We start from the raw sequence: 14,162 nt of genomic DNA, 5'->3' as shown, positions 1-14,162 counted from the left end.
CTTTGGAAAGTTCAGCATTTCCGCCCGAAGCTTTCAGCAATACACTCTAAAAATTCAGCCATACTATTGGCATTTACATGTACCGCTCGTACATATATGCTATATTATCATTTATCAACATGTTAACTAATAATAAAAAAAGAGTCCGAGCTATCTTTCTATTCTATTTTTCTAGTGGATAATCCTTCTACTAGTTCAAAATCAATGACTTCTCTATGGATTCTCCTTTTACCGTTTATTTGTTCAAGCAATAAATCAACTGCTTTTCTTGCAATTTCCTCTTCATTTTGAGCAATATGAGTAAAGGGAGAAGGCCCAATAACCGGCTTTGGTGAATCAAAACAAACAATTGAATAATCTTGTGGGATCTTTTTACCTAAGCTATGGATGACATATTCAAGAATCTTCGCCAACGAGTATCGACAAACGACAAACCCCGTTAGGGCAGGATGTTTTATTAAAAAATCCTTCACCTTATTGAGTTCCTTTTCAAATTGTTCGTCTCGCTTCATATAAGCCGGAAAATCTGAGACAATACTTGTGAGCACATACTCAGGATGATAATGAAACGGTTGCTGGTTAAACGCTTGTTGATACCCAACCAATCGCTCTGCTAAGACGGATGTCCCATCCCCAGGCGGAGAAATATAAGCAATATCTTTATGGCCAAGGGAAAATAAATAATTCGTTGCCATTTTAGAAGCCCTAATATTATCTGTTGACACAGAGCTGGCTTGAATTCCCCGTAAATAACGATCTAGAAGGAGAATAGGGAAGCCTTTTAGCACCAATTCTAAAATTTTCATATTATAATGTTCCCCATGAACGGGTAAAATAATGATTCCACTTACTCCTATATGTATAAGCTCTTCAATTGCTTTTTCCTCTTCTTTCAGATTTTCCTGTGTGATTCTTAGGAATAATACTCCTGCCTGCTTTGTCACCTCTTTTTCAATTTGTTTCACTAATGTTGAACCATAGCTGTCTGAGAAGCCGGAGATAATCAAACCAACTGTGAGCACTTCCTTGCTTTCCATATTTAGTTTTTCGACTGTTTTTGGCAGGGTTTCAGGATCCATTTTAGCTACGAAGGATCCCTTTCCTTGAATTCGTTCAATTAATTTTTCTTGAGACAGTATATCCAATGCTTTTTTGGACGTAATTCTACTAACGTTGAATTGTTCCGCCAACTCCTTCTCTGACGGGATTTGATCCCCTTTCCTTAATTCACCTCGATTAATTTTGTACGCAATACTTTCATAAATCACCTTGTACAATGGCTTTTTCACATAAGTCACCCTTTAGTCATAGTTTATTTAACCCATTATAAATGATATTCAACATATTTTCTCCCCCATTCTTAAAGAGGTGCCTGGCACGCCCCAAAATTTGTCTTGAGTTGCTCTCTCTTCTTCGCATAAAAAAACAAGAGCTTCGTTTAAATACGAATGCTCTTGTTTTTTAATACTCACTCATCGTAACGACTGCTATTGGTTCTGGGTCGCATGATTTTTAGAATTGGTTTATAGTCTTTTCCAGCAAGGCCAATCAGTTCTGCAAACAATTCAATGAGTAGTAAGAGTAAGGCGATAATGAGTAGGGAGCCCCAGATAGTGGCCATTGAAAAGATGATGGCCGCTAAGCTAAACATTGTGGAAATGCCATATATGAGCAAGACCGTTTGACGATGTGAGAAACCGGAACTGAGCAGACGATGGTGCAAATGCAGCTTATCTGCTGATGATAATGGCTTTCGTTGCATGAACCGGCGCATCATCGCAAAGAATGTATCGGAGATAGGAACTCCGAGTATAATAATCGGTATGACAAACGATAAGAAAGTCACATTTTTAAATCCGAGCAAGGAGAGAGCACCAATCATATAACCTAAAAATAGGGCGCCCGAATCCCCCATAAAAATTTTGGCTGGATAAAAATTATAGGGTAAAAAGCCAAGTGTGCTCCCTAATAACACAAGCGCAATGGTTAAAACAAAGAAGTCACCTTGCATAAAAGACATAATACTTAATGTAATGAGTGCAATGGATGACACTCCAGCAGCAAGCCCATCTAATCCATCAATGAAATTAAAGGCATTCGTAATACCGACGATCCAAATAATGGTTAACGGAATGGAAAAATAGCCAAATTCCATTTGCCCACCAAAGGGAAGGTTAATGAACTCTAAGTCAAATCCGCCAATTAAGGCGACAACAGCCGCAAGCAATTGACCCATAAATTTATATCGCGGTGCCAGATCGTAAATATCATCCAAAATCCCTGTAATGATTATGATGCCACCGCCAACGATAATCGGCCATAAATAGGGACTGTCTTCATGAGAAAGAATAAGACCAATCATGAAACTGATATAGATAGCAACTCCGCCAAGATAAGGCATCGCTTTGCTGTGAACTTTTCGATCATTCGGTTTATCGGTTACATTCCATTTAATTGCAAGTTTTTTGATGACTGGCGTTACTAAGATTGAGGCAACAAAGCATATAAAGAAATAGAGCACATCCAATTTGTAACCCCCTTGCCATTAATATTGCATAATTTATAAGATCTAGACATATTGTTTAATGACATTTATGCCATTTTTTTCTGAAAAATTTTTTTAGAGAAGCACAAGCGTCTTAGAAGGTGATTGAATCGAAGGAATCCCTGTCGTATATCCTCTTCACCATTCTGACACAAATCCTTGCAGCCACAATCTAATACGGAAGCTTTTATTGGAAAATATTCGGTACCGACTAGGTAAAGCTAAGCCAGTACTTCTAAAAAACGTAATATTGCCTAATAACATAATAGCTGAACCGTATCTCGTTTTCAACTAATCTTTTATTCTTTGACGAATGAAAACGAAAAAGGTTACCTATTATTATCGCGAATTTTTCCTTTTATGTTGAAATATTTTTTTTACAAAAATAGGTAATGCTAGCATTCTCCTCCAACGTGATGGCTGTTGAATAAGGCGATGCAGCCACTCAATATTCAATTTGCGCCAAAAAACTGGAGCTCGTTTGGCTGTTCCTGCCAAAATATCAAAACTACCACCAATTCCCATGAAGATACCTTTTTCAAAGGAATCAATATTTTTCTGAATCCATTCTTCTTGTTTTGGGAAACCTAAAGCAACAAAAACAAGATCGGCTTTCGCTTCTTTTACCATCTGAACAATTGTATGCTCATGACCTTTAAAAAATCCATGATGATATCCAGCTATCACTAATTTCGGATACTCCCTTTTTATCTTCGGAATCATTTGTTCAAGCGTTTGTTCCTTCGCCCCAAGAAAAAATACACGTAAGCCTTCCTGATTGGCGATATTCAGTAATTCTACCATAAGATCAAAGCCTGCAACCCTTTCCGGTAATGGTTGGCGAATGATTTTCGATCCTATTATAATCCCGATTCCATCTGCAATAATATGATTGGCAAAATGAAGGGTGTTCATATATTGAGGGTCTTTATTAGCATGCATGACTATTTCTGGATTAGCTGTCACTACAAAAGCTTTTTTATTTCGCTCTATCTTTTGGTGTAAAATATTTAGTATTTCCTGTTGGGTAACATAATCAAACTCTACCCCAAGGATATCTACTTTTTCCAATATGGTTAACTCCTGTTTCACATTTTATTGACACACTTCTATAGTATATCATTTCCAAGATATGTGTGGATATAGTAGAACCTTACTCATTTGTTATCTGTACGAATGCGGGTATTCATTTTAGCATTATGTCAGACTTTTTAGCCTCTAAAACGCGTGGGACCTTCGAAAAATAGAAACAGGGGTGATCGTCCCCCTGTTTTTAGATTAAATTTTTAAACGCTTTCATCCCGTCTTTGTCAAGGATGATTTTCACTCATAATATGTTTTCTTGAGGCTAGCACATCAAGTGTCAGTCTTTTTTGTTCGATTTGGATACCAAAGGAAGAAAAGATGAGCACTTTTATTTCATTTGGCATGAAAGATTTTTCTTCATGATCCTCTATGTAGAACGACCAACTTTTTAAATCAATGATGATTCTAATGTCCCATTCATTTTGTTCCGTTCTACTAGTTAAGTCAATGACTGTTTGTACAAATAAGAATGATGTTAGGAGCACGACTGGTTCTGGGGAGGTTTCCGAAGATGAAGATTCTAAGAAGTAAATCATTGGGCTTAATTTAATTTCTCTCCTATTTTCTACCCTTCCTTGACAAACTAATTGATAATCCCTTCCTACTCGTTTTCCATAGGACATAACTCCCTTAATTTTAGCATATACAAACAAATTCATTCCCCCTTAAAGGTCAAAAAGACCCTTTTTTAGTCAAATATACCTATATATTAACTTTCTCATTTGTCGTTTTCTCTCCGCACATCCAATTCGTTATGTTATTTTCCATTATGATTTGTTATAAAATGTCTTTTCTGGACTTTTTTGCCGGTATGTTTAACAAAAAAGATAATGGGGGAAATAGTATGTCAGTCCATAAGGAACTTAAAAGATACCGGGAAGAAGTCTTGGGAATTAGCCAAGATGAAGCAATTAAACGACTACATATGACACAGGCTGCTCTTTCCAATTATGAGCATGGAAAACGCCAAATTTCGATCGAGACTTTACAACAATTCCAGCGTGCCTATGCCATCCCACAAGATCATTTAATGCGCATTCTTTTCGGCGAAGACACTGGGAAGGAATACTCGGCAATGATGCTACGTGAACACTCCAGAGATTCCGAGTTACATCGCATCCTTGAGATGATTGAAAATAATGAGAGTCTGTATAAGTTCCTCATTTCCCTCTCCCACTCTAATGAAAAGATTCAGCGAGACGTAAGTACTTTTCTTCCACATATCCTAAAACTTGTCCACCGCTAATTTGTTAGTCGAGAGGGAATGGAACATCAAAAGAAAAACGCAAGCGCCTTGAAGTGGAAAAACGGCTAAGGGCGCGCCGTCCTGGCGCAACGCCGTTCTGGCCAACATCCTGTTTTATCGATGAACGGCTAAGGGCGCGACAACAGTCGCCACGCCGTTCTGGCCAACATCCTGTTGGCCCCCGACAAAAGTCCTTGTTTTTTAGAATGGAGAAGAAATTTCACATCTCTATGGAAAAATCATTTAAAATAGAGATGTCGACTTTTGAAGTGGGGGATTTTTTTGATTTATGAATGGAGAATTTTAAAGGGTTTGTTTCATCCGAATCAAAGTTTCTATAAGCTTGCGAAGGCTGAAGTGATTGAAGGATGGCGTTTACGTATTTTTCTGCTTTTATTGGCAAGTGCTGTGATTTTTTCTTTATCTGGATGGGTAGGAATTGGCAGTCATGTTCTTTCTCCTACACTATTGGGCGAGTCGCCGATCGAATATGAAAGTGTAAAAGGCCTTTTTGTCATTGGTCGTTTCTTATTTGGGCTTGTATACGGGGGAATGATTTTAACATTACCTGCCCTTTGTTTCTGGTTGTTTTCCGAAGACCTGTATTCGAAATTTGTTGTCATTCAATCCTTTATCTTGCCGATTCTCTTATTGGAGCAAGTATCTTTTATCATTTTGGCGATTGGATTTGATTTGCCTTGGTATTCCTCACCATTATCTCTTGGCGTTATTGGTCAGTATCTCTTCACTTATAAATATGCGATTTTTCTACTTGGTTCCATTTCTATTTTTAAAGTTTGGGTAATGGTGCTGCAGTATCGAGGGATTCGAACGATGACCTCCTTAAAGCGAATTCCCCTTTTTCTAATCGTTTTAGGGGTTCATCTCGTTTCATGGTGCCTCTCTTCTGCCATGGCTGTTATTAATTTTGTGATCCTGTTATAACAATACATAAAAAGCTGGTGATCCTTGTGAGAAAAAGTTTGCTCCTCATTGTATTGGTTCTTTTTATTGGGTTCAATATTTTTTTAATGGAAAAGGATGGGAGCAAGATTAAGCATGTGGTTCATCTTTCCGACTGGAAGACTCTCGTTACTGGGAATCTCGAAAAGACCCTTCAAACGGAAGGAGTGGTTGTTCCCGCTGAGAAGCACCCTGTTTTTATTGATTTACAAGCCTCCTTTAAAAACTTTTTGGTGAAAAAGGGGGAAGTTGTGGAAATTGGTACACCGCTTTTTGAATATGAAAGCTCTGACCAAGAAGAACAGACAGCATTGTTAGAAGCAGAGATCACACGTTTAGAAGCGGAAAAGAAACATGTGATGACCTATATGGAAGAACTTGTCAAAATGAAATCAAATATACATCCAGTGAGTTCTTCCAATCGAGCGGATGACGCAAAAGATAACCGTACGGCAGATTCTGTAGAAGCGGCATCGATACGTGAATTATCTTTATCGATTGATCAAGCGATCGCAGAGAAAGAACTAGTTCAAAAGAATATAGAAGAATCGATTCGCCAATACGAAACCCAAAGGGAATCCATACAAGAAGGAATAAAAGGATTGACCATTTTCAGTCCATTTGAGGGAAAAGTGGAGAGCCTATCTTTCGAATTGGAAAATCCAGTCATCACCATTATCTCTGAAAATCCGATTGTGGAAGGGTTTTTATCAGAGAAGCAGGTTGAAAAAGTAGAACCAGATATGCCGGTAAAACTTTATTCTAGCCAAAGTAAGGCAGCGATCCCTGGGAAAATAGACATCATTGAAGATCTTCCCTCAGAAGAAGCCTCTTTGGACCGAGATAGTTTTTACCGTTTTACAGTGAAACCGGAATCAGAAGATGAAAAATGGCGGATAGGCCATCATTTACAGACTGAAGTCATTTTGGCGGAAGCAAAGAAGGTCCCCGTTGTTGCGAAAAAAAGTGTCGAAAAGAAAGAGGGACAAGCTTTTCTCTGGGTCCTCACTGAGAATGGAATAGTGGAAAAAAGGATGATCCAACAGGGCTTACTCGTTCATAATCGTCAGGAAATAAAGAGTGGCATAGAAATTGGGGAATACTATGTTCCCGACCCTAAAGAAGTCAGCAGAACTAGTCCTTTTATTACTAGTTTCCAATGGGATAAACAAATTGTTCATACATGGAAAAAGGCCAGTTCTCGAAAAATAGTAAAGTATCTATTAATTGGAATGTTTCAAAAGTGAGAACAAAAGCTCCTTTCAACCTGATGTGAGGGTGAATAAGGAGCTTTTTTTTTAAAAATGCAAGTTCCAGTTAACGAAGGAATGTTGTTGAATCCTTAACGTTTAGTTTTCCTGCCGCCGCCTCATCGACAATGATGGTTACATTGGGATGATTTTGTAGAACGGATGCTGGGCACTCTTCTGTCACTGGCCCTTCTACCATTTGTTGAACGGCGTCTGCTTTCGCCTCTCCAAATGCAAGGAGGATAATGCTTTTCGCAGCCATAATCGAGGCAATTCCCATGGAAATGGCACGAGTTGGTACATCTTCCGCTTTTTCAAAAAAACGTTTATTGGCTTCAATCGTTTCCTTTGTTAGCTCGACCACATGTGTTTTTGCAGCAAATGGTGTGCCTGGTTCATTAAAGCCGATATGCCCATTGGTTCCAAGGCCAAGAATTTGCAGATCAATAGGGTGTTCACTTAAAATTTGCTCATATCGTTTACATTCTGCCTCTAAATCATCAGCCATCCCATTAGGTAAATAAGAGGCTTTAAAATGTAAGCTGTTAAACAATTCATTTTCCATAAAATAATGATAGCTTTGCGGATCACTGGCAGCCAATCCGATATACTCATCCAGATTAACGGTTGTTACATTCTCTACATTTAAACGTGCTTCACGCATCTCCGCATACAGCTTTAAGGGCGTACTCCCTGTCGCCAACCCCAAAGTCTGAATCGAACCATTTTGCAGCCCCTCCTGAATCCTTTCAAAAGCCTTTTTTGATGCTTCTTGATCATTTTTTGCAATAATAATATCCAATTTTCATCCCCCTCTAAAAAACTTTAGATCATTTTTGTTTATTTATGACTTTGTCCAAGCCGATATGTATTCTCTACTTCTAGTTGTGGACTCATTATGACAAAGTCAGCATCTTTTCCAGGTTTTAAATACCCTTTTTGGGTCAGTTTGAATTCTCTTGCTTGGTTACTGGAGGTCATTTGTACGGCTTCTGTAATGGAACATCCAGTAAATTCCATTATATTACGAAATGCCTGATCTAATGTCAATACACTCCCTGCCAGCGAACCATTTTCCAAACGCGCTTCTCCATCAACAACAATGACTTTTTGACCTCCTAATTCATATTCTCCGTTTTCCATCCCTTTCGCCATCATCGCATCCGTAATCAGGGAGATGCCTTCTGCCCCTTTAACGAGATAAGCAAGCTTGATCATGTCTGGATGAATATGAATACCGTCCGCAATTATCTCCACTTGCAAACCTTCCGTTATTAAAGCATGGCCTGCCACACCAGCCTCACGATGATGAAGCCCACGCATTCCATTATATAAATGGGTTGCATGAGAGGCGGCACTTTCAAGCAGCTCTTTGCGAACGGCATCCGAATGTCCAACAGACGGCACAATCCCCCGATCGATCATGACCTGTTCAAATTTACGGGCTCCCTCTAATTCAGGCGCATATGTGACAAGCTTGATTTGATTTCCTGAAGCTTCATGCCATTTTAAAAAAGTATCGATGTTGGCAGGGCCCATATACTGAGGATCTTGTGCCCCCTTTTTCTTCTCATTAATAAAAGGGCCTTCTAAGTGAACCCCTTCTATATTCGCCCCTTTTGCTTTTGCCACTTGAATTGCTTCCATGGCTTTGGTGATATGATCATGTTCCTGTGTCATCGTTGTGGCGAAAAAGGAGGTAACCCCTTCGTCTAGTAATTTTTTACTTAACTCCACATTTTTTTCCGGGTCGGCATCCATAAAATCAATGCCATGTCCGCCATGGATATGAATATCAATCATGCCAGGAATGACGAGAAGGCCTTTAGCATCAATGACCTTTTCTCCTTCCTGTTTTTTATACTCACTCATTGGACCTACTTCAAGAATTTGCTCAGAAAAGCGCATATACCCTTGTGAAATAGGCTCCTCTCTTCCCCCCGGGTAAATTTCAGCATTTATCACGACTTTTTGACTCAATATATCCACCCCAATTTTCTCCAACTGATTTCATTACACCTATTATAATCCTAGCAGATTTGAATGACAAACGGAGGTATGAATTTGATTTGCTCTCATTTTTCTACTTGTTCATTTAACAATTAGCAACAAACAAGATGTACAAATAGTCAATATAGGTCTTCTCTCATCGATTTTTGCCAAAAAAAGGGTTTAACATTAAAAATTTGTTACAAATTGGATTTTTTTCCAACCTTTTACCTATCTCATGGTAGAATGAACTGTAATGTAAGAAGATAGGAGGAACTTCAGATGCGTAAGGCATTAGCAGGAACGGCAACGGCCGTTATACTGACAACATCTTTTACTGGCACTGCGCTTGGCGCGACTCATGAAGTAAAATCTGGGGACTCTCTTTGGAAAATTGCATCCAAATATCAAACATCTGTCTCCCAGTTAAAAGATTGGAACAACTTAAAAAGTGATTTAATTTATCCAAAGCAAGTGATTATTGTCACTCCTGATGAAGCGAAAAAGAAAACGGAAACCACCAAACCAAAGTCTAATTCGGCACAAGGAAAAACACAAGAAAATTCATCTGCTTCAGCCAAAACCTATGTCGTTGTCTCTGGTGATAACTTATTTAATATCGCAAAAAAGTTTAATATTTCCCTAACTAGTTTAATAGAGTGGAATCAGTTAACAAGCGATTTGATTCACCCCGGTCAGGTATTAAAAGTATCCAAACCTGGATCGAGTACGACGAAGCCAACTGGATCGAACCAAGGAAGCACCAGCTCCCAAAAAACAGGTACATATAAGGTTGTTAGCGGCGATACTTTAAGCGGGATTGCCGTAAAATACGGTACAACCGTTAAAGAGCTTAAGTCTTTGAATGGATTAAATTCAGACCTCATTTTAGTTGGACAAGTCTTAAAAGTAAAAGCAAGTTCTTCTCCCACGAACAATAATAAAGCAGAAGCAAAACCTAATCCGAAAGCAAGTCCAAACCCTCCTGCTGCTGATACAGGATCATCCGTTAGTAATACAGACGTGATCCAAACAGCAAAGAAAGTGATCGGCTCTCCATATGCATGGGGTGGAAGCACACCTGCTGGCTTTGACTGCAGCGGCTTTATCTACTATACCTTTAATCAAAGCGGGAAAAAAATCGGTCGTCTCAGCTCTGAAGGCTATTATGATCGCGCTTATTATATCAACAATCCTCAACCAGGCGACTTAGTCTTCTTTAGAGATACATATAAACCAGGAATCTCTCATATGGGGATTTATCTCGGAAACGGCGATTTCATCCATGCCAATGACAATGGTGTCAACATTACCAATCTTAGCAACTCTTACTGGAAAAGTAAATTTGACGGCTATAAACGGTTTTATTAATCTTCTCATGGATGGGGCGGCTAACGGATTTTTGAGGATAAGAGAAGAAATTCTATGAATCCTATCCATGGATTGATGGATACCTTGTGGGTACACAGGACAAGTTCACAATCAATGATTTCATGCCACAAGTTCCATAGAGCTTGGAGTATGCTAAATAGGCCTTTTGACAAATATTTATCCGCAATAAAGCGAAATAACGAAAAGGTGAGTCACCGATGAGGCCTCACCTTTTTCTAATAAAATGGGGATGTTAATCATCCTTAGGCTATGCTAGGGTTTTATCCGTGGTATATTGGTGCACCGAGCTTTACTTTGCGGTATTTTCACTTCACTTACGATAACCTTATTTTATTTATAGATGATGTTCAAAAAGTCCGGTAAAAATGACACTGCGAATTTCTTCGTTGGCTTGTTTCTCCGCTGCTCATGTATTTAAAAGCATACATTCTGCTGCTCGAAACGGCGCCGCCTCGAACTTCTTGTTCCTTTTTATCCTCCTTTTTGAACACGCACTTATATCAAGACTTTTTTTCAAAAACCTCATTTTTTATTAGATGTTTTTCTTTGTTTATATATATTTAAAGTAAGATTTAAAACCTAATAATTGATAATAATTTAATGTTATGTAAAATATAATATAGAACGTTTGCTCCTAGAAAACGAGGTGGAAATAAATGTTAAAAGACCGTGGTAATAAAAAATGATACTTCGTTTATGTTGCCTGAACATGTAAAATTGTTAAAAGCAGCAATCGATAAAGATAAAGAAATGAAAAAACCAATAATTGACGAACATCAATTAGAAGAAATGAACTTAACAATCCAGTACGCTGTAAAGAATAATTTGTTAGTGCAAATTCAATATTATTCGCATAATACTATTTATGAAACTGAAGGATTCATTAAAAAAATTGATTTACTACAAAAGATACTTTTTATTTATAATAATGAGGATGCCCTATTAACTCTAGAATTAATAGACATCATTAACGTAAGTATTGAGTAAAACTTTTAACACTAATTTGTACGCAAAGATAATTTAACATAAGGATGGTCGATATTCTTCATATTCTGGAATATCGGCTTTATTTTTTGTTTTATAAAATAAAGTTTGATGAAACGTATTAGTGAAAGTTAGTTTGTGAAGAAATGCACTTAAACTATCGGGCAGGTTAGCTTAAGTACATTTCTTCACAAAGTAGAAAAAGCTGATCTTCTAAATTAGGAAAACCAGCATTTTTATTACCTATCATCTCAATAACATCAAGAAACGCAATTAAGATGGCGGGGTATTACAAACCGATGAAGATTTGGCCTTTGTTCTTTCTGCCAGATTAGTAATCGACTCAATATCTTGTTCGGTTAATAAATCTAAAAAATACTTGCGTATTGCATTGGAAACGATAGGGCGGGCATCTTCCAATGCTGATTTTCCCGCCGAAGTAGTGATTACCTGAACCCCTCGTTCAGTTTCTATTGGTTTCCTTAAAACAAGTCCCCGTTTTTCCATCCGCGTTAAATGATGGGATAACCGGCTCTTGGTCCAATCCATCGAGTCCGCTAATTCTTGTTGGCGTAGCTTGCCTTTTCCATAAAGATCCAATCGGTCTAATATACCAAAGTCACCCTCCGATAGCCCAGTCTTCTCGAACATGTCTTTTACTACGCGACCAAAAATACTCTTATAAGAGCTTTTCCACATATGCCATATTTGCATTTCTTCTTCACTTATAATCTTTTTATTCATAATTGGAGTATATCATGGTTGACACATCAACCACAAGGCGTTAAAGTTTGTTTAGGTTGACGTGTCAACCTAAATGAAATGCCATGGCATAATAAAAAGATTTTATCCGTAACGACAAAAGTTGCATGCGGAAAGGAGAGTTTTACAATGCATAATAAACCAGTTGCCTTGGTTACTGGAGCCAATAAAGGGATTGGTTTTCAAATCTCTAAGGATCTTGCTGCACACGGATTCACTGTCCTTATTGGATCACGAAATTTTGAAAAAGGGAAAAAAGCAGCAATTAGCGTCGGGCAGATGCACGGGCCATCCAGCTTGATGTTACCGATCAGCATTCTATCAACACAGCAGTAGAATGTATCCGTAACGAGTGAGGTCGTCTCGACGTACTTATCAACAATGCAGGTATATCGCATGCGGGTGAACCTGGAAGGAAGCTTGAAGAAGTAGGTAAGTCAGGCAGACCAAGTGTTGCATCTATTGAAGAAGTACGCAAGGTGTTTGAGACAAACGTATTTGGTGTAATTGCTGTCACACAAACGATGCTACCGCTTCTCCGTAAAGCACCTGCTGCACGCATAGTTAACATATCTAGTGGAGCAGGATCGCTGACACTCAACGCTGACCCGAACAATACGCATCGTGAAATGTTCGGTGCAGTTTATAGCCCTTCAAAGACTGCCCTTAACGCCATCACGCTTGCATTTGCTATTGAACTTGAATCAACAGGTATTAAGGTCAATGCGGTATGCCCAGGCTTTACAGCAACTGACCTTAATATTTTTGAAGGGACAGGAACCGTTCAACAAGCTGCTCGGCATCCGGTAAGCCTTGCTCTTCTTGACGAGAGCGGTCCTACAGGCACGTTTTCGAATGAGAGACGTCAACTTCCGTGGTGATGATGGTAGCCTCTCGCTGATAAAAAGAAATAACTTTAAATTTTTTACATTTTACACAAGGAGTGAGTTATACCATGGAATATAAAAAACTCGGAAAGTCTGGTTTGGATGTTTCAGAATTATGTCTTGGAAGCATGAGCTTCGGAATACCTGAACGGGGAAATACGCCCTGGTCACTGAATGAAGAAAAGAGCAGACCAATCATAAAAAAAGCACTTGACTTAGGTATAAACTTTTTTAGCACCGCTAATATGTACTCTGACGGCACTAGTGAAGAAATTCTTGGACGAGCGTTAAAAGACTTCGCTCGCCGTGACGAAGTTGTCATTGCTACAAAAGTATTCGTTCCAATGCGTAAGGGCCCAAATGCAATGGGGCTTTCCCGCAAAGCGATCATGACAGAAGTTGATAATAGTCTATTACGCTTGGGGACAGACTACATCGATTTATATCAAATCCATCGATGGGATCCTAACACACCGATTGAAGAAACAATGGAGGCATTACATGATCTAGTTAAGTCAGGCAAAGTAAGGTATATCGGAGCATCCTCTATGTCAGCTTGGCAGTTCGCAAAAGCTCAACATGTGGCAGAACGTAACGGTTGGACTCGTTTCATTTCAATGGAAAATAGACTTAACTTGCTTTATAGAGAGGAAGAAAGAGAAATGCTACCTTTTTGTAAAGATGATGGAGTTGGTGTAACACCGTATTTACCATTTGCTGCAGGTCGATTAACCCGAGATTGGAATGAGCAGACCTCTCGGTCAGAGAATGACCAAGTAGCAAAGGCCTTGTTTACCAAGACAGAAGAAGCCGATCGCAAAGTGGCGGAAAGAGTGGCAGAGGTAGCTGCGCATCGAGGTATTCCACGCGCACAGGTCGCACTTGCATGGTTGTTACAAAAAGAAGAAGTCACAGCACCGATTATTGGGGCGACCAAGATTAGCCATCTCGAAGATGCAGTGTCGGCGTTATCAGTCAATTTGACATCTGAAGAGATTAAGATTTTAGAAGAACTTTTATGTACCGCATTCGTTGGTATAAATACACAACATCGCTTA

14 protein-coding genes and 1 pseudogene are annotated in these 14,162 nt (G+C 38.8%); 8 read left to right on the top strand and 7 right to left on the bottom strand.

The window, feature by feature from the left end; genetic code table 11:
* Positions 1 to 158: 158 nt before the first annotated feature.
* From MUB24_RS06835 to MUB24_RS06820, 4 genes are all read right to left on the bottom strand, one after another.
* Positions 159 to 1,289 (bottom strand): GntR family transcriptional regulator, encoded by a 1,131-nt coding sequence (locus MUB24_RS06835; RefSeq protein WP_244702553.1) that lies wholly within the window; start codon positions 1,287 to 1,289, stop codon positions 159 to 161.
* Between the two features lie 179 nt (positions 1,290 to 1,468).
* Positions 1,469 to 2,527, bottom strand: coding sequence for a glycosyltransferase family 4 protein (locus tag MUB24_RS06830; protein WP_244702550.1), 1,059 nt, complete (start codon positions 2,525 to 2,527; stop codon positions 1,469 to 1,471).
* A gap of 357 nt (positions 2,528 to 2,884) precedes the next feature.
* Positions 2,885 to 3,616: a WecB/TagA/CpsF family glycosyltransferase gene (locus tag MUB24_RS06825; RefSeq protein WP_280516897.1), complete on the bottom strand. Its 732-nt coding sequence runs from the start codon at positions 3,614 to 3,616 to the stop codon at positions 2,885 to 2,887.
* Between the two features lie 239 nt (positions 3,617 to 3,855).
* Positions 3,856 to 4,284, bottom strand: coding sequence for a hypothetical protein (locus MUB24_RS06820; protein ID WP_244702547.1), 429 nt, complete (start codon positions 4,282 to 4,284; stop codon positions 3,856 to 3,858).
* A 191-nt stretch (positions 4,285 to 4,475) separates the two neighbouring features.
* On the opposite strand from MUB24_RS06820, the gene MUB24_RS06815 reads away from it, so the two are divergent.
* The 3 genes from MUB24_RS06815 (at position 4,476) to MUB24_RS06805 (ending at position 7,087) form a co-directional block, all read left to right on the top strand.
* Positions 4,476 to 4,877 (top strand): helix-turn-helix domain-containing protein, encoded by a 402-nt coding sequence (locus MUB24_RS06815; RefSeq protein ID WP_244702546.1) that lies wholly within the window; start codon positions 4,476 to 4,478, stop codon positions 4,875 to 4,877.
* Positions 4,878 to 5,159: 282 nt separating this feature from the next.
* Positions 5,160 to 5,822, top strand: coding sequence for a hypothetical protein (locus MUB24_RS06810; protein ID WP_244702543.1), 663 nt, complete (start codon positions 5,160 to 5,162; stop codon positions 5,820 to 5,822).
* 26 nt (positions 5,823 to 5,848) lie between these two features.
* Entirely contained in the window at positions 5,849 to 7,087 is a 1,239-nt protein-coding gene (locus tag MUB24_RS06805) for an efflux RND transporter periplasmic adaptor subunit (protein WP_244702541.1), read from the top strand.
* Between the two features lie 70 nt (positions 7,088 to 7,157).
* Here MUB24_RS06805 and nagB read toward each other — a convergent pair whose 3' ends face one another.
* Both nagB and nagA read right to left on the bottom strand, forming a co-directional pair.
* The gene (nagB, locus tag MUB24_RS06800; RefSeq protein WP_244702539.1) at positions 7,158 to 7,892 is read right to left on the bottom strand and encodes a glucosamine-6-phosphate deaminase; all 735 of its coding nucleotides are present in this window, start codon (positions 7,890 to 7,892) and stop codon (positions 7,158 to 7,160) included.
* A gap of 38 nt (positions 7,893 to 7,930) precedes the next feature.
* Positions 7,931 to 9,070 (bottom strand): N-acetylglucosamine-6-phosphate deacetylase, encoded by a 1,140-nt coding sequence (gene nagA, locus MUB24_RS06795; RefSeq protein ID WP_244702538.1) that lies wholly within the window; start codon positions 9,068 to 9,070, stop codon positions 7,931 to 7,933.
* A gap of 291 nt (positions 9,071 to 9,361) precedes the next feature.
* On the opposite strand from nagA, the gene MUB24_RS06790 reads away from it, so the two are divergent.
* Both MUB24_RS06790 and MUB24_RS06785 read left to right on the top strand, forming a co-directional pair.
* Positions 9,362 to 10,450 carry a C40 family peptidase gene (locus tag MUB24_RS06790; RefSeq protein WP_244702537.1) on the top strand — a complete coding sequence of 363 codons (1,089 nt, stop codon included), beginning with the start codon at positions 9,362 to 9,364 and terminating at the stop codon, positions 10,448 to 10,450.
* A gap of 717 nt (positions 10,451 to 11,167) precedes the next feature.
* On the top strand, positions 11,168 to 11,458 hold the full coding sequence (locus MUB24_RS06785; RefSeq protein ID WP_244702536.1) for a YolD-like family protein: 291 nt from the start codon (positions 11,168 to 11,170) through the stop codon (positions 11,456 to 11,458).
* Positions 11,459 to 11,728: 270 nt separating this feature from the next.
* On the opposite strand, the gene MUB24_RS06780 is transcribed toward MUB24_RS06785, so the two are convergent.
* A complete protein-coding gene (locus tag MUB24_RS06780; protein WP_244702535.1) occupies positions 11,729 to 12,199 on the bottom strand; it encodes a MarR family winged helix-turn-helix transcriptional regulator in 471 nt (156 codons plus the stop codon).
* A 147-nt stretch (positions 12,200 to 12,346) separates the two neighbouring features.
* On the opposite strand from MUB24_RS06780, the gene MUB24_RS23205 reads away from it, so the two are divergent.
* From MUB24_RS23205 to MUB24_RS06770, 3 genes and pseudogenes are all read left to right on the top strand, one after another.
* Positions 12,347 to 12,553, top strand: coding sequence for an SDR family NAD(P)-dependent oxidoreductase (locus MUB24_RS23205; RefSeq protein ID WP_280516896.1), 207 nt, complete (start codon positions 12,347 to 12,349; stop codon positions 12,551 to 12,553).
* Positions 12,554 to 12,591: 38 nt separating this feature from the next.
* Entirely contained in the window at positions 12,592 to 13,098 is a 507-nt protein-coding gene (locus tag MUB24_RS23200; protein ID WP_313898429.1) for an SDR family NAD(P)-dependent oxidoreductase, read from the top strand.
* 74 nt (positions 13,099 to 13,172) lie between these two features.
* A pseudogene (locus MUB24_RS06770) lies at positions 13,173 to 14,145 on the top strand (aldo/keto reductase).
* Positions 14,146 to 14,162 lie beyond the last annotated feature (17 nt).

It is taken from the genome of Lederbergia sp. NSJ-179 (assembly GCF_022867885.1).
Lineage (GTDB): Bacteria > Bacillota > Bacilli > Bacillales > Bacillaceae_C > Lederbergia.
This window is presented reverse-complemented; position numbering and strand designations above follow the sequence as displayed.

Coding starts and splice junctions, on each gene's coding strand:
- MUB24_RS06815 (WP_244702546.1), top strand. CDS start 4,476: ATGTCAGTCCATAAGGAACTTAAAAGATACCGGGAAGAAGTCTTGGGA.
- MUB24_RS06790 (WP_244702537.1), top strand. CDS start 9,362: ATGCGTAAGGCATTAGCAGGAACGGCAACGGCCGTTATACTGACAACA.
- MUB24_RS06785 (WP_244702536.1), top strand. CDS start 11,168: ATGTTGCCTGAACATGTAAAATTGTTAAAAGCAGCAATCGATAAAGAT.
- MUB24_RS06780 (WP_244702535.1), bottom strand. CDS start 12,199: ATGAATAAAAAGATTATAAGTGAAGAAGAAATGCAAATATGGCATATG.
- MUB24_RS23205 (WP_280516896.1), top strand. CDS start 12,347: ATGCATAATAAACCAGTTGCCTTGGTTACTGGAGCCAATAAAGGGATT.